Annotated in this window: 14 protein-coding genes; 8 read left to right on the forward strand and 6 right to left on the reverse strand. The window is 64.1% G+C overall.

Going from position 1 to position 16,519, the window contains the following annotated elements; genetic code table 11:
- The 4 genes from P0645_RS18080 to P0645_RS18095 all read left to right on the forward strand — a co-directional run bounded on the left by P0645_RS18080 (position 1) and on the right by P0645_RS18095 (position 1,980).
- Entirely contained in the window at positions 1-198 is a 198-nt protein-coding gene (locus P0645_RS18080) for a hypothetical protein (protein WP_284165950.1), read from the forward strand.
- 75 nt (positions 199-273) lie between these two features.
- A complete protein-coding gene (locus tag P0645_RS18085; RefSeq protein WP_284165951.1) occupies positions 274-693 on the forward strand; it encodes a hypothetical protein in 420 nt (139 codons plus the stop codon).
- A complete protein-coding gene (locus P0645_RS18090; protein WP_284165952.1) occupies positions 686-1,330 on the forward strand; it encodes a DUF8835 domain-containing pootine in 645 nt (214 codons plus the stop codon). Before P0645_RS18085 ends, P0645_RS18090 begins: the two co-directional genes overlap by 8 nt.
- A gap of 56 nt (positions 1,331-1,386) precedes the next feature.
- A complete protein-coding gene (locus tag P0645_RS18095) occupies positions 1,387-1,980 on the forward strand; it encodes a DUF6088 family protein (protein WP_284165953.1) in 594 nt (197 codons plus the stop codon).
- A 116-nt stretch (positions 1,981-2,096) separates the two neighbouring features.
- On the opposite strand, the gene P0645_RS18100 is transcribed toward P0645_RS18095, so the two are convergent.
- From P0645_RS18100 to P0645_RS18110, 3 genes are all read right to left on the reverse strand, one after another.
- Positions 2,097-3,014: a nucleotidyl transferase AbiEii/AbiGii toxin family protein gene (locus P0645_RS18100; RefSeq protein WP_284165954.1), complete on the reverse strand. Its 918-nt coding sequence runs from the start codon at positions 3,012-3,014 to the stop codon at positions 2,097-2,099.
- Positions 3,004-3,825 (reverse strand): type IV toxin-antitoxin system AbiEi family antitoxin, encoded by an 822-nt coding sequence (locus tag P0645_RS18105; RefSeq protein WP_284165955.1) that lies wholly within the window; start codon positions 3,823-3,825, stop codon positions 3,004-3,006. Before P0645_RS18105 ends, P0645_RS18100 begins: the two co-directional genes overlap by 11 nt.
- A gap of 364 nt (positions 3,826-4,189) precedes the next feature.
- Complete coding sequence (locus P0645_RS18110) at positions 4,190-4,486, reverse strand: hypothetical protein (protein WP_284165956.1); 297 nt, start codon at positions 4,484-4,486, stop codon at positions 4,190-4,192.
- Between the two features lie 177 nt (positions 4,487-4,663).
- Between P0645_RS18110 and P0645_RS18115 the strand changes: the two genes are divergently transcribed.
- From P0645_RS18115 to P0645_RS18130, 4 genes are all read left to right on the forward strand, one after another.
- On the forward strand, positions 4,664-9,025 hold the full coding sequence (locus tag P0645_RS18115) for a strawberry notch family protein (protein WP_284165957.1): 4,362 nt from the start codon (positions 4,664-4,666) through the stop codon (positions 9,023-9,025).
- A 3-nt stretch (positions 9,026-9,028) separates the two neighbouring features.
- Entirely contained in the window at positions 9,029-10,060 is a 1,032-nt protein-coding gene (locus tag P0645_RS18120) for a DUF7146 domain-containing protein (protein ID WP_284165958.1), read from the forward strand.
- A gap of 369 nt (positions 10,061-10,429) precedes the next feature.
- Positions 10,430-11,362, forward strand: coding sequence for a DUF2493 domain-containing protein (locus tag P0645_RS18125; protein ID WP_284165959.1), 933 nt, complete (start codon positions 10,430-10,432; stop codon positions 11,360-11,362).
- An 85-nt stretch (positions 11,363-11,447) separates the two neighbouring features.
- Positions 11,448-11,708 (forward strand): WGR domain-containing protein, encoded by a 261-nt coding sequence (locus P0645_RS18130; RefSeq protein WP_284165960.1) that lies wholly within the window; start codon positions 11,448-11,450, stop codon positions 11,706-11,708.
- 30 nt (positions 11,709-11,738) lie between these two features.
- Here P0645_RS18130 and P0645_RS18135 read toward each other — a convergent pair whose 3' ends face one another.
- Genes P0645_RS18135 through P0645_RS18145 form a run of 3 tightly spaced genes read right to left on the reverse strand, consistent with a single transcriptional unit; the run spans position 11,739 to position 16,512 of the window.
- Complete coding sequence (locus tag P0645_RS18135) at positions 11,739-12,455, reverse strand: M48 family metallopeptidase (protein ID WP_284165961.1); 717 nt, start codon at positions 12,453-12,455, stop codon at positions 11,739-11,741.
- Positions 12,452-15,667, reverse strand: coding sequence for a type I restriction endonuclease subunit R (locus tag P0645_RS18140; RefSeq protein ID WP_284165962.1), 3,216 nt, complete (start codon positions 15,665-15,667; stop codon positions 12,452-12,454). Before P0645_RS18140 ends, P0645_RS18135 begins: the two co-directional genes overlap by 4 nt.
- Positions 15,664-16,512: an HAD family hydrolase gene (locus P0645_RS18145; RefSeq protein ID WP_284165963.1), complete on the reverse strand. Its 849-nt coding sequence runs from the start codon at positions 16,510-16,512 to the stop codon at positions 15,664-15,666. Before P0645_RS18145 ends, P0645_RS18140 begins: the two co-directional genes overlap by 4 nt.
- Positions 16,513-16,519 lie beyond the last annotated feature (7 nt).

Consider the following 16,519-nt stretch of genomic DNA (forward strand, 5'->3'; position numbering starts at 1 on the left):
ATGACTGATCCCGCATACTTGCGCCTCGGTCTGCCGGTGACCGCTTCGCCTTACGCCGTCCTGCGCGCAGCGGTCCGGGCGCTTCATCCCGACACGCGCGCCGTGCGCGGCTTCCGGACGTCGCGCAAGCGCTTCTACCAGCAGATGCTCTGCGCCCATGCCGCGCGACAGGCGGCGGGCGACCAGCCAAACGGCTGATTACCCCCAACCACCCCTTCATGCCAACACAACGCCCGGCCTCTCGGCCGGGTCTTCCCCATTCAGGAGGTCCCCATGGCGGATTACTTCATCCATTTCTCGTGCCTGCTCGACGTCGGCAGCCCAGGCAAGGCGGCCCGCGCGCTCGCTCTGTTCCAGGAACAGCGTGCTGCGGATCAGGACGCTGACGACCCGGAGGTCGCGGGCTTCGATCTCGTGCGCCAGGACGCGCCCGAGGGCAGCACGCTCTGGATCCACGACGACGCGCACGGCGATGTCGAGGCGCTCATCCGCTTCGTGCTGCGTCTCGCCGAAGACCTCGACCTCACCGGTCTCTGGGGCTTCCAATACGCCCTGACGTGCTCCCGGCCCCGCTTCGACGCCTTCGGCGGCGGCGCGCATGTCATCGACCTCGGCGCGCGCAAATCCGTCGGCTGGACGAGCACGCACGAATGGTTGGCCGGCGCTCTCAACGGGGAGGACGTCGATGCCTGAGGTAATCTGCACCACCGTCTACCAGTTCCCCGAACTCTCGGATGCCGCCAAGGAAAAGGCGCGCAGCTGGTATCGCGAGCTTGGTCCCCATGACGATTGGTGGGACGCGGTCTATGAGGATTTCGAACGCATCTGCGAAATCCTCGGCATTCGCCTGAAGACGACTACCGTCCGACTGATGGGCGGCGGGACGCGGGCCAAGCCCTGCATCTGGTTCTCCGGGTTCTGCAGCCAAGGCGACGGAGCCTGCTTCGAGGGCTACTGGTCCCACGCCAAGGGCGCGGCCGCGCGCATTCGGGACTACGCTCCCACGGACGCGACGCTGCATGGCATCGCCGACCGGCTGCAGGCCATCCAGCGGCGGAACTTCTACCAGCTCGCAGCCGAGGTCAGCCATCGCGGGCGTTACTACCATGAATACACGATGTCCGTTGACGTCACGCGCGACAGTCCGACCTGGCAGCCGCCCACGGAGGAAGCTGAGGAGATCGTGACCGACGCGCTGCGTGATCTGGCCCGCTGGCTCTATCGCCAGCTTGAGGCTGAATACGACCACCTGACCTCGGACGAGGCTATCGAAGAAGGGATCATCGTCAATGAATACACCTTCACCGAAGCCGGGCGGCGGTTCGGGTGAGGGCGCACGGTTGAAAACTGTCAGAAAAACGCATATTTTTCTGACAAAGGAGCATCATGGAGCGCATGGCCGAGAGCATTATGAATGTCGCGACGACGTTGCCGGAGGGGGTGCCCTTGGCAGCGAAGGGGCTCTTGCACCTTGGCTCGCGCGCGGCGGTCGATCAGACGCTGTCGCGTCTGGCCGCGCGCGGCGAGTTGATCCGTGCGGGACGCGGCATCTACATGCGCCCGGTCCAGACACGTTTTGGTCCGCGCGGTCCGTCCGCTGAACAGGCGATCGAGGCTCTGGCGGTGCAGCGGGGCGAAACGATCGTCCCGAGCGGGGCTGTTGCAGCAAACGCTCTGGGCCTCACGACACAGGTGCCGGTCAAGTCGGTTTACCTCACCTCGGGGCGAAGCCGCGTGCTGAACCTTGGCCGCCAAGCTGTCGAACTGCGTCATGCGCCGCGTTGGCAGTTGGCCCTTGGGAACAAGATATCCGGCCAGGTTGTCCGCGCTCTGGCATGGCTCGGGCCAGATGAGGCTCCCAATGCCTTGCAAATCCTGCGATCCAAGCTCACGGAGATCGCAAGGATTGAACTGATGTCCGCCGCGCCGCAGTTTCCAACCTGGCTGGCACGATTGGTCGCAGAGATGGTCCATAGCTGAGGCGTCAGTGCGCCTGAGCGCTTTGCCTGTTGCCCATCCCGAGGCGGGAGGCAAACTCTAGACAGTCGACCCAAGGGGCCAATGCTCACCCGCCTCGCGAGGGTGCGGTGCACGGTTCAGCCCAGAAGCTTCACCAAGGCGTCGCGCTGCGCAGCGTGCTTTGCAGGGTTGTCCCGCTTCAGCTTGTTCAGGTTGAGGAGCTTCCACTGCACGGCTGGTAGGTGAGCTGTCTGCGACCGGTCGATGGCCGCAAAGTCAGGCTCCCCGTCTTGAAGTGTCAGCAGGAACTGCTTCGCCTTGTCGTCGAGGCGCGATTGCACATCTGTGATCAGCCTCAGGCGCGTCGCCAAAAGCGTATCGAGAGGAACGGGTGTTCTGGTCATGCCCTCGAATTCCCGCGCGTAGGGTTGCCCGAGATCGATCAGGTTCGGATCGAGAAGCTCATGCGCCGGGCGCGGTGAACTGGCGACATAGATCAGGAAGGTCTGGAACAGGTCCTGCGTCAGGCCCTCGTTTTCGTAGAGGAGCGTGACGTCGTAGAGATCCCGGGGATGCTGCCTGTCGAGGGCAGCGTGCAGTTTGCCTGCGAACAGGTCCTCGAACGAGACGATCTGCATTTCAGCATAGCCGTAGGCATCCTCGACAGCGGCGGAGACAGTCCGGATCTCCGGGTCGTGGACGACGCCACGGGTCACAGGCGAGGTTTCGATCTTGATTTCGGCATGCCCGAGGCGCGCCAGGAGCCGTGTGGCTCCGCCGCCGCCGCCTTGAATGCGCTGAGTTTTTGCGCCGCGAATACCGGTCTTGATGGCGGCCGCGATGCGGTCCATCGCGGCATTGATCTCGTCCAGGCTCTCGACGCGTTCCTTGATTGGCAGGTAGGTCAAGTCGATATCGACCGACAACCGCGGCAGGTCGCGGTAAAAGAGGTTGATGGCCGTCCCACCTTTGAGCGCGAAGACGGTTTCGCCCGCGACATGCGGCAGGACGCGTACCAGGAGTGCGACTTGGGCTTCATAGGTCTCACGCGCCACTGTCGGCCTCCGGTTTCACGAAATCTTCCGGCACCATGATCCGATAGCGCGGGTGGATCTTGCCGCCCTGAACCAAGGCTCGGTCGCCGCTGCCGAGGTCGAATGCCTGCGTGTCGATCCGTTTGCGCCAGGGATGATCGTGGCGGTCAGCGAAAACGAAGAACAGGCGCTTGACCTTGATCTTGCGGCAGGCCTGGAGGAGGTCGGACAGCAGTCTTGGGCGCAGGGTCGTCAGGCTCTCGAACACCATGTCGAGCGTGTGGAAGCTTTCATGGTCGGGCAACTCGTCCATGGCCTCCAGGATCGCGCGCTCCGGCGTCGACATCGTGAGACCCCAGTCCCATGGCTGGCCGGTCGTCTTGCCCTCGATCAGGCCGAGTTCCGGGTCGGCAAACAAGGACCGGGGGCGGGTTCTTATCGGGGCATCCATCGGCAGTTTCGCCAGCCAATTCGGGATACTGTCCCCATAGACCCAGACTGGAGCGCTGTCGCCGAGGCGCAGGTAATGGGCATGTCCCTGTTCTCCGAGCGCCGTGGTGCCGCCGACATGCAGGTCATGACCCATGATGTGCTGCGTGGACAGGATGCAGGTCTTCCAGTCGATGCTGTTCGACGTCATGGGGGCTGCGGTGCTGGGGAGGGGGCGGCGGAAGACGCCTCGGGTGATGCGCTCGAGCCAGCCGCGCTTCACGTAGTCACGGAAGCTCTCGTAGGCGATGCCTTGGGAGACGAGCCATGCGGCATCGACCAGATACCCGGCGGGCACTGCGTCGAGCATTTTCTTCAGATTCTGTGACCTTCCGGCATCCATGATGCCTAAAGTGACAGATTTTCAAAGAGAGGGCTACTGGTTTCTTTGGTGTGGGCGGCCTTTCAGCGCCAAGAACGCTCCAATATCAAGATTTCCAAAGACCTGAGGGAGTACCCCAAGTGGTGGGAGATCTGAAGACGCGGAATTGAGAGACGGCGGCGACTTGCGGTGGTTGCCGAATGTCGATGCGATGTACCTCCCGGCGTGCCGTCGGGATCAGACCTTGGTCCTTCGGACAGGAGTTTGACCGAGGCTGATGTCCCGAAGGGCTCATCTGCCAATCTATAGGTTGGCAACTACGCTCTGCTTGCCAAGCCACGGTTTGGCAGAGGCTCCGGAAGGCCGGAGCCAGCCGGTGCCGTGCTCACCTGTTCCCATCGATCCACTTCGACATCAGCCCCTTGTCGCGGAAGCATTCTTCCGGGACGGCGCGCCGTTTGATCCGGGCGAGTTTCTCCGCGAAGGCCACCTGCTTTGAGGTCGGCAGCCGGTCCATGTCGGAGACCGGTTTCAGCTGGGCCTGCGCCTCAATCCAAGCGCTGAGCGACCGGCGGTCCTGCTGAACGTCCCAGGGCAGGAGGGTCTGATTGCGCAAGGCGAGGGACCGCGCATAGGCGATCTGCTTCGGTGTCGCGGGCAGGGCGTGCGTGGTGCTGTCCATCGGTAAACTCCCTTGCTGGCTTGGCTTCCAGCATAGAACATAAAAGGAACAAATTCAAACCAAGCGAACGGAACGCACCGGTTCGAGAGGGAGAGATCGGCCGGGGAAGATCAGGCCTGAGGGTGCCCGAGAGAGGGCGTCCGGGCCTGTCCCTGTCCCTCGTTCCGGAGCTTCCCGATGACCTATCTCGCGCCCGTTGCGCCTCCCGTTCCTGTTCCATCTTGCGATCCCGCGCCCGCGATCCTCGTCGTGGCCGAGGCGCTGCAGCCCGATCTCGCCCAAGGCTTCCAGATCGACGCGCTGCGTCTGCGGCTTGAGATGGAGCGCGCCTTTGGCGGCTCCGATGCCGATGGCGCTTGGGACTGGAAGCTTGCCTATGAGGCGGGCGAGGTGGCGCTCGTCCTCTTCCTGCGGAAGTTCGGCCGCGCGCTGCTCTCCCGGGCGGGCTCACCTGCCGCGCTGCTGCCGATTGTCGCCAAGGTGGCAGGCCTCTTGCCGACGCATACCCGGCGTTCGGAGGAGATGGAGCGGTTCCAGCAATTCTCGACACCGCTCCCGATGGGCATTGCGGCCCTGGCCGCTGCGCAGATCACGCCGCGCGACTTGGTCCTCGAGCCTTCGGCCGGAACCGGGCTTCTGGCGATCCTCGCCGAGATCGCGGGCGGTAGCCTCGCGCTGAACGAACTCGCCGACACGCGCGCCGAGCTTTTGCGCCACCTTTTCCCCGGGTGCCCGGTCACCAGCTTCGACGCCGCACAGATCGACGATCACCTCGACGCGGGTTTGCACCCCAGCGTCATCCTGATGAACCCGCCCTTCTCGGCTGTGGCCAATGTCGATGTCCGCAGCACCGATGCGACGGCGCGGCATCTGCGCTCGGCCCTTGCGCGTCTCGTGCCCGGAGGTCGGCTCGTGGCCATTACCGGCGCCGGTTTCGCGCCGGATGCCCCCGCCTGGTCCGAGACCTTCGGCCGCCTGACCGAGTCTTCCCATCTGGTCTTCACCGGAGCTGTCTCGGGCTCGGCCTTCGCCAAACACGGCACCAGCTTCGAGACGCGGATCTCGGTCTTCGACAAGTGCCGCGGCGGCGAACGGGGTGGGATCACCGCTGATCTCGTCCGGCCCATGTCATCCGACGTGGCGCAGCTCCTCGCCCGGATTGTAGCCGAGGTCCCTCCGCGCCTCGAATTGGCTGCGGGCGATGTCGCTCGATCCCGCTCGACGTCCCCCTTTTCGGGAATTCCTGCCCGAGCGTCTGGCATAATGGCTGGCAAACCGCGTGCAACGCCGTCGGCCAGCGCCGCCGCGAAAGTCTCCACATCGGATGCAGAAGACTTCGCTTACACCCTGCGTGAGACGGCGGACGACCTCGGCGCCGCGCGCCTGTCGGATGCGATCTACGAGACCTTCCGCCTGCAGGCGATCGACATCCCTGGCGCTGCCCCGCACCCGACCAAGCTGGTCCAGTCCGCGGCGATGGCTTCGGTCGCGCCCCCGAAACCCACCTACCGCCCGAAGCTGCCCGCCGCCGTGCTACGCGATGGCCTGCTGTCGGACGCCCAACTCGAGACCGTGATCTACGTGGGCGAGGCGCATGACGCGCAGCTCGCGGGGTCTTGGACCATCGATGAAACCGGCGACATGGTCTCGGCCGCGCCCGACGAAGCTGCAGACGCTGTCCGCTTCCGTCGCGGCTTCTTCCTCGGCGATGGCACCGGCGCTGGCAAGGGCCGCCAGTCGGCCGGGATCCTGCTCGACAACTGGTGCCAGGGCCGCCGCAAGGCGCTTTGGATCTCGAAGAGCGACAAGCTCCTCGAGGATGCACAGCGCGACTGGTCAGCGCTCGGCCAGGAACGCCTGCTCGTCACCCCCCTGTCGCGCTTCGCCCAAGGCCGCGACATCCCGCTGACCGAGGGCATCCTCTTCACCACCTATGCGACGCTGCGCTCGGAAGAACGCGGCGCCAAGAAGTCCCGCGTCGATCAGATCGTGGACTGGCTCGGGGCGGATTTCGATGGCGTGATCCTCTTCGACGAAAGCCATGCCATGCAGAATGCCGCACGGTCCAAGGGCGAGCGTGGCGATACGGAAGCCTCGCAGCAGGGCAGGGCGGGCCTGCGTCTGCAGCACAAACTGCCCAATGCCCGCGTGGTCTATGTCTCCGCCACTGGGGCCACGACGGTCCACAATCTCGCCTATGCGCAGCGGCTTGGCCTCTGGGGCGGAGCAGATTTCCCCTTCGCGACCCGCGCCGAATTCGTCGAGGCCATCGAAGCCGGCGGCGTTGCCGCGATGGAGGTTCTGGCCCGCGACCTGCGGTCGCTTGGCCTCTACACCGCCCGGTCGCTCTCCTACGATGGCGTCGAGTACGAGATGCTCGAGCATGCGCTGACCCCGGAGCAGCGCGGCATCTACGATGCCTATGCCGGGGCCTTCGCCATCATCCACAACAACCTCGCCGCCGCGATGGAGGCGGCCAACATCACCGGTGAGAACGGCACGCTGAACCGTCAAGCCAAGTCGGCCGCCCGCTCGGCCTTCGAGGGCGCCAAGCAGCGCTTCTTCGGTCACCTGCTGACCTCGATGAAGACGCCGACCCTGATCGCTGCCATCGACGCCGATCTCGCGGATGGCCATGCTGCCGTCATCCAGATCGTCTCGACGGGAGAGGCGCTGATGGAACGCCGCCTGTCGGAGATCCCGACCGAGGAATGGAACGACATCCGCTGTGACATCACTCCCAGGGAGTATGTCCTGGACTACCTCGCGCATTCCTTCCCGGTGCAGCTCTATGAGCCCTTCACCGACAGTGAGGGCAATCTCTCCTCGCGCCCCGTGGTGCGTGACGGCCAGCCGGTCGAGTGCCGCGAGGCCGCCCGCAGGCGCGACGCGCTGATCGAGATGCTGGCCTCGCTGCCGCCCGTGCCGGGGGCGCTCGACCAGATCGTCCAGCGGTTCGGCACCGATCTCGTGGCCGAGGTCACGGGCCGCTCGCGCCGCATCGTTCGCAAGGGCGAGGGTCCTGCCGCGCGCCTCGTCGTCGAACGCCGGGCGGGCTCGGCCAACCTCGCAGAGACCGCCGCCTTCATGGATGACCAGAAGCGCATCCTGATCTTCTCGGATGCAGGCGGCACGGGTCGCAGCTATCACGCAGATCTCGGCGCCAAGAACCAGCGCCTGCGGGTGCATTATCTTCTGGAACCCGGCTGGAAGGCCGATGCGGCGATCCAGGGCCTTGGGCGGACCAACCGCACCAATCAGGCGCAGCCGCCGCTGTTTCGGCCCGTGGCCACCGATGTGAAAGCGGAGAAGCGGTTCCTCTCGACCATCGCGCGCCGCCTCGACACATTAGGCGCGATCACGCGGGGTCAGCGCCAGACCGGCGGGCAGGGGCTGTTCCGGCCCGAGGATAACCTCGAGTCGCCCTATGCCCGTGATGCTTTGCGCCAGCTTTACCGTCGCATCTATCGCGGCGATGTCGCGGGCTGTTCGCTCGGGGCCTTCGAGGATGCCACCGGCCTCAGCCTGACCGATGACAACGGGCTGAAGGACGAGTTGCCGCCGATCACGACTTTCCTCAATCGCTTGCTGGCGTTGACGACCGACATGCAGGCCGTGCTCTTCTCGGCCTTCGAGGAATTGCTCGACCAGCGGATCGAGGGCGCAATCGCCGCCGGGGTCTACGACCTCGGGCTCGAGACGCTGCGCGCCGAGAGCTTCCGCGTCACGGATGCGCGGGTGATCTATACCCATCCCGGCTCCGGCGCGGAAACCCAGCTTCTGACCATCACGGAAAAGCGCCGCAACACGCCGACTTCCCTTGCGGATGCTCTGGACTGGCTCGACGACCCGAAGGCACGCCTGCTGGTCAACAGCCGCTCGGGCCGCGCCGCGGTGCAGGTGCCTGCCACCAGCTTGATGCTGGATGATGGCACGATCGAGCCCCGCTTGCGGCTGATCCGTCCGACCGAGGCGACCACGGTTCCGGCCAAGATCATGGACGACACCCACTGGCTCGAGGCCGACCGCGCGGCCTTCGTCGCTGCCTGGACCGCGGAACTGGCCGAGGTGCCGGAGTTCAGCGAGTCCACCCTCCACATCGTTGCAGGCCTCCTGTTGCCGATCTGGAAGCAGCTCCCGCAGGACGAAACCCGTGTTTACCGGCTGCAGACCGATGACGGCCAACGCATCATCGGTCGCCGCGTCTCGCCCGCCTGGGTCGCCGCGACGCTTGCTGACGACGCGCCGCAACTCACGGCGGAGCAGGTGCATGCCCTCGTTCTGGAGGGTAAGTCGGTCGTGCGGCTGGCCGAGAGCATGGAACTCCATCGCTCACGCGTCATGGGCGTGAACCGGATCGAGCTGTCCGGCTTCACGGAAGCGGCGAAGGACCGGCTCAAGGCGGATGGCTTCTTTTCGGAGATCATCAGCTGGAAGCTGCGCCTCTTCTGCCCGACGGACTCGGGCGGCATCGTCGTGCTGGATCGTCTGCTTGCACGTTGTCCTGTGACGGGACTACATGCACGCGGAGGGTGTTGACCCATGTATTCCGAGACTGAAGATGTGATCCGCGCTCTGGCGGAGAATGCTGAGAGCGTCTGTCGCGCTTACCTTCCCGCCGGACGGCGGGAAGGATCCTACTGGATCGTGGGCGACCTGCAGAACAACCCCGGCCGGTCGCTTTTCGTGCGGCTGACCGGACCAGTCTCGGGGCCCGGTGCGGCGGGCAAGTTCACCGACGGCGCCACGGGCGAGCACGGTGATCTTCTCGATATCATCCGCGAGCGGACAGGAATCTCCCGGTTTCCCGATCTTCTGGCTGAAGCCCGGGCGCATCTTGGCCGTCCGCAGCCGGTCCTCCCGGATGCGGCAATGCCGAAAAAGGCCAAGGGCCCCGGCGGCACTACGGCGGCGGCGGCGCGATTGTTTGCAGCCTCGGTGCCGGTCGCAGGCACGCTTGCCGACACCTACCTGCGAGCCCGGGGCCTGACCCAAGGCGGCGCAATGAGCGCCCTGCGCTTCCACCCGAAGTGCTGGCATCGGGATGAAGGTCAGACCAAAAGCACTCCCCGACCAGCGCTGATCGCTGCAGTCACCGATGGGGCAGGGGCCTTGCAGGGCGTGCATCGCACCTGGCTGGCGCCTGACGGACAGGGAAAAGCTCGGGTTGAAACGCAGCGGCGTGCCATGGGTCACCTCCTCGGCAATGCCGTCAGGCTGACCCCGCAGGACGACATACTCGTGGTTGGCGAAGGCATCGAGACCATGCTGTCCCTCGTTGAAGCCGCACCCGGCCTTCCCGTCTGGGCGGCGCTCTCGTCGGGACACCTCGGGGCGGTCCTGCTGCCGGAGGGGGTGCAGCGCCTCTGCATCGCTATTGACCGCGATCCGGCCGGCCAACGCGCGGCAGAGAGGCTGAGCGCCAGAGCAACCGAGGCTGGGATTTCTGTTGGGGTGTTGGAACCGCGGCTCGGGGATTTCAACGATGATCTCCGGGCGTACGGCAAGGAAGCGCTGCGCCAGCATCTGGCAGGTCAGTTCGGGCCAGAGGATCGGCATCGCCTGTCAGGCTGAGCTGCATCGCGCAGGGGCCGGTCAGGGGACAGCGGGGCAGGGGTCACGGATCCCTGTCATGGCTCTGGATCGTTGCTTTGCCTCTTCCCGGGCAAGCTCATCCACCCGTCACCCACACGGCCTTCAAGAGATGGGCAGGCGGCCGTCAAAGGGGCCGCCCCTTCAAGGACGGGGGGCAACTGATTTCCGCCGGCGGGGGCGAGCCCCGCCTTTGCATCGCGAAAGACAAATCAGCCGCCCCCCGTCCTCCTCCACATGCGTTCCGGCCCCGAAAGGGGGTGAAGGGCCGTCCCCTCCCACGGCTTTCGCAGCCCATGAAGGCCGCGCGGGATGACGCGCGGACGAGACAGGCCCGGAGGCAAGAAACCGATGACGATCCATACCCACGACGACGCGTATGAACCCGCCCATAGCGCATCCCAGACCGTCCATGCGCTCGACGAGCTCCAGCTCTACGGCTATCGCCCCTTTGACGAGCCCGATCCGCGCCCGATGCCCGATGGGCAGCGCCTCGCCGTCGCCGTAGCCGACATCTTCGACGCCCTCGTTGCGACCCTCGAAGACACCCGCATGGAACCCGACCTCGAAGAGGTGCTCTGGGGCCAGGTCAACCTCTTCCACCGCGCCACGGCCCGGATCGAGCGGACGCTCGACGAGAACGAGCAGGCGCAGCGCCGCCTCCAGCGCGAGCAGGACGGCTCCGAAGTGAAGTCCGTCGAACTCGAGTGCCTGACGGCCGAAGGCCTGACCCTTGTCGAACGGCGGAACTGCATGGACATGATGCGCGATCACGCCGCCTCCGAGTTTGTCCAGCACACGGGATCAGCCTGGCGCCCCCGCACCGGATCGATGGTGAACCGCCAGCACATGACCGCCGCCCTGATCGACAGCCGCGATTTCCTGGCCGCCAAGCGCCGCGCAGAGACCGAGGTGATGTTGCCCGCAGGCCCCAAAGTCGCTCTCACCGGCGGGACCGATTTCAACGATCACCGCCTGATCTGGGGCAAGCTCGACCAGGTCCGGACCAAATATCCCGATATGGTCCTCCTGCACGGTGGCAGCCCGAAGGGCGCAGAGCTCATCGCCGCCAAATGGGCCGAAGCCCGGGGCGTGACGCAGGTGACCTTCAAGCCCGACTGGACCAAGCACGCCAAGGCCGCGCCCTTCAAGCGCAACGACGCGATGCTGGATGTGCTCCCGGTCGGGGTCCTTGTCTTCCCCGGAACCGGTATCCAGGAAAACCTCGCCGACAAGGCCAAGAAGCTTGGCATCCCGGTCATGAAGTTCGAGAAGGGGGCGTGAGCCCCCTGTTCCCCTCTCGGGGAAATCGAGGTGGAAGCGCATGCCTCCACCTGATATTGTGTAAGAAACCTTACCTTATCACTACATGTACCATAGTCCGATCCAGCTCGATGTCTTCCCGACCGACGTGCAGATGCGCCGGATCGATCCGGTGCGCAACATGCGTCGTTTCTATCGGCTGAGCGTGCAGCGCGATCTCTTCGGTCGCGCGAGCCTCGTGAGGGAATGGGGTCGGATCGGCTTCCGTGGCCAGATGATGGTCGAGACGCACCCTGATGAAGGCAAGGCCATCACCGCTTTGATGAAGCTCGCAGCGGTGAAGAAGCGGCGCGGGTACGTCGACTGACAAGGGCAACTCCTGAAGAAGCGACCCAGCTTAGGCCATCTTCTTTTCGAGCTTGTCTTTGCGATCTGGCCAATCGGGGAGGACCCTACCCAAGAGCTCAAAGAATTCTGGACCATGGTGCGGGACAGCAATGTGACAAAGTTCGTGGGTGATCACGTAGTCTATGGAGTCCACGGATGCTTCAATCAGCCTGCGATTGAGCATGAGGCGCGAAGAAGGTGACATCGACCCCCAACGTTGCTGAAGTTGACGCACAATCAGTCCTTTAGGCCGAAATTCCTCGGGTGCAGGGAACCGAAGCAAGTTCACCTCGAGACGTTCTGCAAATTTGTTCTGAGCCTTTTCCCGATACCACGCCTCTACGAGCTCGCGTGTGAGCTCGGATCGTTCGGGCCTGTGTGTTTGGACCACGATGAAGCCACGGACGAGCTTCACCGTCGCTTGAACGTGTGGCACTATTTTCAGCCGATATTGGCGCCCGAGATAAAGATGGGTCTCACCCGCCACATACTGGCGATCCGGGGTACGCGGCAGGAACTGGATGAAATACCGCTGTTGGCGCCGGATCCATGCGGCGCGCTTGCGCACTTTCTCTTCGATAGCCGCCAGTTGAGCATCCCGTGGAGCAGCGACCACAACAGAGGCATCTGGCTCTACGGCGATTTCCAGCGTCGTCCGGTCACGGCGCACGATGGCGAAATCGATCTGGTGTTCACCATATCGGACGCTGTGTCGTTCCGCTTTCATCCAGGAAACCGTGCCCGGGCCAGGTCCATGATCTTGAGTTCGAGATCGTCCATCACCTCAAGGGTCAGTTCGATGCCCAGCTCATCGCGAAGGACATCAAAGAAGTAATCGTCGATGGCGTTGCGCATATTGTTCTGAGCGATGTCGTTGGACCAGACGTCGACGATATGATGGGACTTGATGATGTCGATGATCGTTAGTGCAATGGCGGCGACCTCATCGGCCGTAGTCGGTTTGCCGTCGTCGGTCGCGAGGACGCCTTCAAGGATGCCGAAGAACGCCTGCCCATCGTCGTTGCCCTTGATCGAATCCGGCACCTCGCGCCCCCGGTCCTTGCGCGCGACCTTGCTCGCGAGATCAACAACGTTCTTGAGGTAGTCTCGTTCGGAAATCCGTTTGGCCCGATAGTCGCGGATGGTCTCCTCCAGCAGTTCCGAGAAACTGCGGTAGAAGGTCGGGTCCTCGCCCATCTTTTCGGTAATGGTCCGGCGTGTCGCGCTGGCGATCCGGTCCGCCCTCGACGCCTCGGAGACGCCCGACTCCTCCACCACCGCTTTCAGCGCGTCCGGGTCGTTGATGTTGACCATCTCGATGATCGTCTCTGCCGGCATGGCAACCACATGGTCGTCGAGCAGCTTCTGGATCTTCGGCTCAAACTCCTTGACGTCAACGGTCTCCTGGTAGCGCAGCTGGACCGAGCGCCGCAGCTCGGAGAACTGCTTCCAGTCCCTCTTCATGGCGTCGATCTTCGCCTCGTCGAAGACGTCGAAGAGCTTGTCCGACGACAGCGAGATATGGAGGCAGCGGCTGAACGCCTTCAGTCGTTCATAGAAATCCTGCCGGATCGCTTCATCGGCGAGGAACTGTTCGAACTGCTCCATGTCTTTCTTGTTCTTGACCGGCTTGAATAGGTCCCAAAGCTGATCATGCAGCTGGGGCAGCTTCCGGATTTCCTCGCGCACATCGTGGACTGTGCCGGCGAGATCGGCGGCGTCGAAGCCCTCGAAGGCGCTGTAGGTCGTCAGCGCCGTGTCTAGTTCTCCGAGCAGCCCCTCGTAGTCGATGATGAAGCCAAATTGTTTCTCGGTCGCGCCGTCTTCATAGAGCCGATTCACGCGGGCGATCGCCTGCAGCAGGTTATGTTCGCGCAACGACTTGCACACATAGAGCACGGTATTCCGCGGGGCATCGAACCCGGTCAGCAGCTTCGAAACGACGATGAGGATCTCCGGATCGCCCGAGCCCTTGAATGCATCGATGATCTGACGGGTGTATTCGTCCTCGGTCTTGTAGCGGGCCATCATCCGCGCCCAGAACGCGCGCACGAGGTCCTTCGATTCCTTGTCGACCTCCTCGTTGCCCTCGTTGTCATCGGGCGGCGAGATGACGATTTCGCTGGTGACGTGCCCGATCTCGTCGAGCACCTCCTTGAAGCGGACGGCCGCTGCCTTGGACGGTGCCACAAGCTGCGCCTTGAACCCCGTGCCTTGCCAGTGCTGGCGGAAGTGCTCCGAGATATCGAAAGCTTTCGCCCGGATCGCTTGGCCCGTCTTCGACAGCGCGTCCATGCGGGAGAACTTGCGCTTCAGGTCGGCCTTCTGGCTGGGGGTCAAGCCCTCGCTGATCTTGTCGAACCACTTGTCGATCACGCCGCCATTGACCTGCTGCTCGACAAGCCGTCCCTCATAGAGGAGCGGCACAACGGCCCCGTCGGCGACAGCCTCGTCGATCGCGTATTTGTGGATCAGGCCGCCGAAGGTCGAGAGCGTATTCTTCTCCTTCTTCAGGAGCGGCGTTCCGGTGAAGCCAAGATAGCAGGCCTTCGGCAGCAGCCGGCGCATCCGCGTGGCGAACTGGCTGTGACCGCCATAGCGGCCGGTCTGCGAGCGATGGCTCTCGTCGACCAGGACGAAAACGTTGGCATCTTCGTCGACGTCCTCGGCGGCTTTGGCGGCCGTATCGAACTTGTTGATGATGGTCGTAACGAGCGGTGTCCGGTTTCGGATCAGCTCGATCAGATGGGCGCCGCTGGTTGCCCGCACGGGTTCCAGTTCGCAGGACTTGAATGTGTCCTTGATCTGCTTGTCGAGATCGTCGCGGTCGGTGACGATCAGAATGCGCGGATTGGGGATGGCCTTGTCGAGCGCGAGAGAGCGCCCCAGCATCACCATGGTCAGCGACTTTCCCGACCCTTGAGTGTGCCAGATCACGCCACCCTTGCGGCGGCCGTCCAGATTCAACTGGCGGACGCGTTCGACAGCCTTCCGGATGCCAAAGAACTGCTGATGGCGCGCAACCTTGCGTGCGCCGCCATCGAACACGGTGAAGCGACGGATCAGGTCCAGCAGGCGTTCCGGCCGGCACGTCGCATGGATTGCTCGGTCCTGCGCAGTGATCGCGCGCGCACCTTCGGCGGCTAGGGCTTCGAAATGAGCGCGGGCAAAGGCGAAGTCGCCCGAGAAGACCGCGTCGGCCTCCGCCGCGGTGAGCGGCCGATTGGCCAGCGGATCGATGATCTCGTCCCTGTCTTCCTCGTCCCGCCACGTCTGCCAGAACTGCCGCGGCGTGCCCACGGTAGCGTAGCGCGCCTCGACACGGTTCATCACCATGAGAAGCTGCGCGAAGTGGAACAGCTGCGGGATGTTGTCTTCGTTCTGGTAGCCGATCAGCTGGCTGCCGGCCTTCTTCAGGCTCTCGGTCGGCCGCTTGTTCTCGATCACGAGGAACGGGATGCCGTTCACGTAGGCGACGATGTCGCACCGCTTGGTCTGGGTGCTGGCCGTCCGCTCGACGGAGACTTCGGCCGTCACGTGATAGACGTTGTTCGCAGGCCGCTCCCAATCGACGTAGCGGAACGAATAGGACTTCGAGTCTCCCTGGATGGTCTTGGTGATGGTCGTCCCGAGCACGAGGGTATCGTAGATGTCCTGGTTGGTCCCGCGCAGGCCCTTCTGCCGGTCAGGCGTGGGCTTGAGCCGCCGGATGGCTTCATGCGCATCCTCGAGGTCGAAGGGATACTCCCGGCCGCGATGGGTGAAGCTGTTGATCCGCAGAAGCTGGTCCGCAAGAACGTCGTCGAGCACCACGTTGCGCAGGCGACCGCCGCGCAGGCGCACAGCCTCGCTTTGGGAGAGCGGCGTGAACCCCAACGCCACCAGGAGCTGCAGGGCGGGGATCTGGGACTGATGCTTTTCGGCGGCGTCGAAGGTCATTGCGGACCCTCCGAGAATAGCCCGAACAGCGCCGCGCGTGCCGCGACCGCGTTGATGTTCGCCTTGATGACGCGGTCGAGTTCGCTGCCGTCCGTGTAGATCGCGGGCACGGCGCAGTGGACCCGGCCATCCTTGATGTAGTTGTCGGCCTTGCCGCGCGCGCCCTTGGTGTGGGGCTTGAACACCGCCACGGAAAGCCCGCCCTGTTCCTTGACCAATCGAAAGCACGGGATGTCGGTCGAGCCGTCGCCGATGAACACCATGTTCTCAAAGGGCACCGGCCTGTCGCGCTTTTCCACGAACTGATTGACCTTGCTGTTGTCGCTGAGGTCGAAGGCGCCCTTGTTGATGCGGAACAGATACTGCGTCTTGGTCGTGTAGTTGACGGCAAGCGCCGGCCAGGCGGCGACGCCGTTCTGGTCGAACATGAACTTCGACGCATAGACCTGGGCGAACCTCGAGGCGATGGGCGTCCCTGCGAAGATCTCGGCGTTCCCCGACGAGACGAGATAGTGCGTGACCCGGACACCCTGCGCCTTGCCATAGCCGGTGATGCGGTCGAACCAGTCCTCGACCCCCTCGAACAGCTGGATCGCCTTGCCCCGCGCCTTGAAGTCGTCCCGCCGAACCGGAACGCCGGCGGCGGCGGCCTTGCGCAGCATCAGGTTCATGTAGACGAGCACTTCGTCGGCCTGATGCTCCTTGGTGAGGCGCTTCACCTCGGCCCAGAAATCCTTCGGTTTCATGCCGATGTCGGGCAGGAACTGGTGTTCCTGCATGTTGCCGTCCGCCAGCGTGCCGTCGAAGTCGTAGGCGATCGCCATCTCGATGTGTTTTCTGGCCATGCGCTTC

Origin of the sequence: Frigidibacter sp. SD6-1 (assembly GCF_030143255.1) — a bacterium.
Classification (GTDB): Bacteria; Pseudomonadota; Alphaproteobacteria; order Rhodobacterales; family Rhodobacteraceae; genus TMP-24.

Bases quoted from the DNA above. Each gene is read 5' to 3' on its own strand.
- P0645_RS18080 (WP_284165950.1), top strand. From the start codon at position 1: ATGACTGATCCCGCATACTTGCGCCTCGGTCTGCCGGTGACCGCTTCG.
- P0645_RS18115 (WP_284165957.1), top strand. From the start codon at position 4,664: ATGACCTATCTCGCGCCCGTTGCGCCTCCCGTTCCTGTTCCATCTTGC.
- P0645_RS18130 (WP_284165960.1), top strand. From the start codon at position 11,448: ATGTACCATAGTCCGATCCAGCTCGATGTCTTCCCGACCGACGTGCAG.
- P0645_RS18095 (WP_284165953.1), top strand. From the start codon at position 1,387: ATGGAGCGCATGGCCGAGAGCATTATGAATGTCGCGACGACGTTGCCG.
- P0645_RS18120 (WP_284165958.1), top strand. From the start codon at position 9,029: ATGTATTCCGAGACTGAAGATGTGATCCGCGCTCTGGCGGAGAATGCT.
- P0645_RS18135 (WP_284165961.1), bottom strand. From the start codon at position 12,455: ATGAAAGCGGAACGACACAGCGTCCGATATGGTGAACACCAGATCGAT.
- P0645_RS18145 (WP_284165963.1), bottom strand. From the start codon at position 16,512: ATGGCCAGAAAACACATCGAGATGGCGATCGCCTACGACTTCGACGGC.
- P0645_RS18105 (WP_284165955.1), bottom strand. From the start codon at position 3,825: ATGGATGCCGGAAGGTCACAGAATCTGAAGAAAATGCTCGACGCAGTG.
- P0645_RS18140 (WP_284165962.1), bottom strand. From the start codon at position 15,667: ATGACCTTCGACGCCGCCGAAAAGCATCAGTCCCAGATCCCCGCCCTG.
- P0645_RS18110 (WP_284165956.1), bottom strand. From the start codon at position 4,486: ATGGACAGCACCACGCACGCCCTGCCCGCGACACCGAAGCAGATCGCC.
- P0645_RS18085 (WP_284165951.1), top strand. From the start codon at position 274: ATGGCGGATTACTTCATCCATTTCTCGTGCCTGCTCGACGTCGGCAGC.
- P0645_RS18125 (WP_284165959.1), top strand. From the start codon at position 10,430: ATGACGATCCATACCCACGACGACGCGTATGAACCCGCCCATAGCGCA.
- P0645_RS18090 (WP_284165952.1), top strand. From the start codon at position 686: ATGCCTGAGGTAATCTGCACCACCGTCTACCAGTTCCCCGAACTCTCG.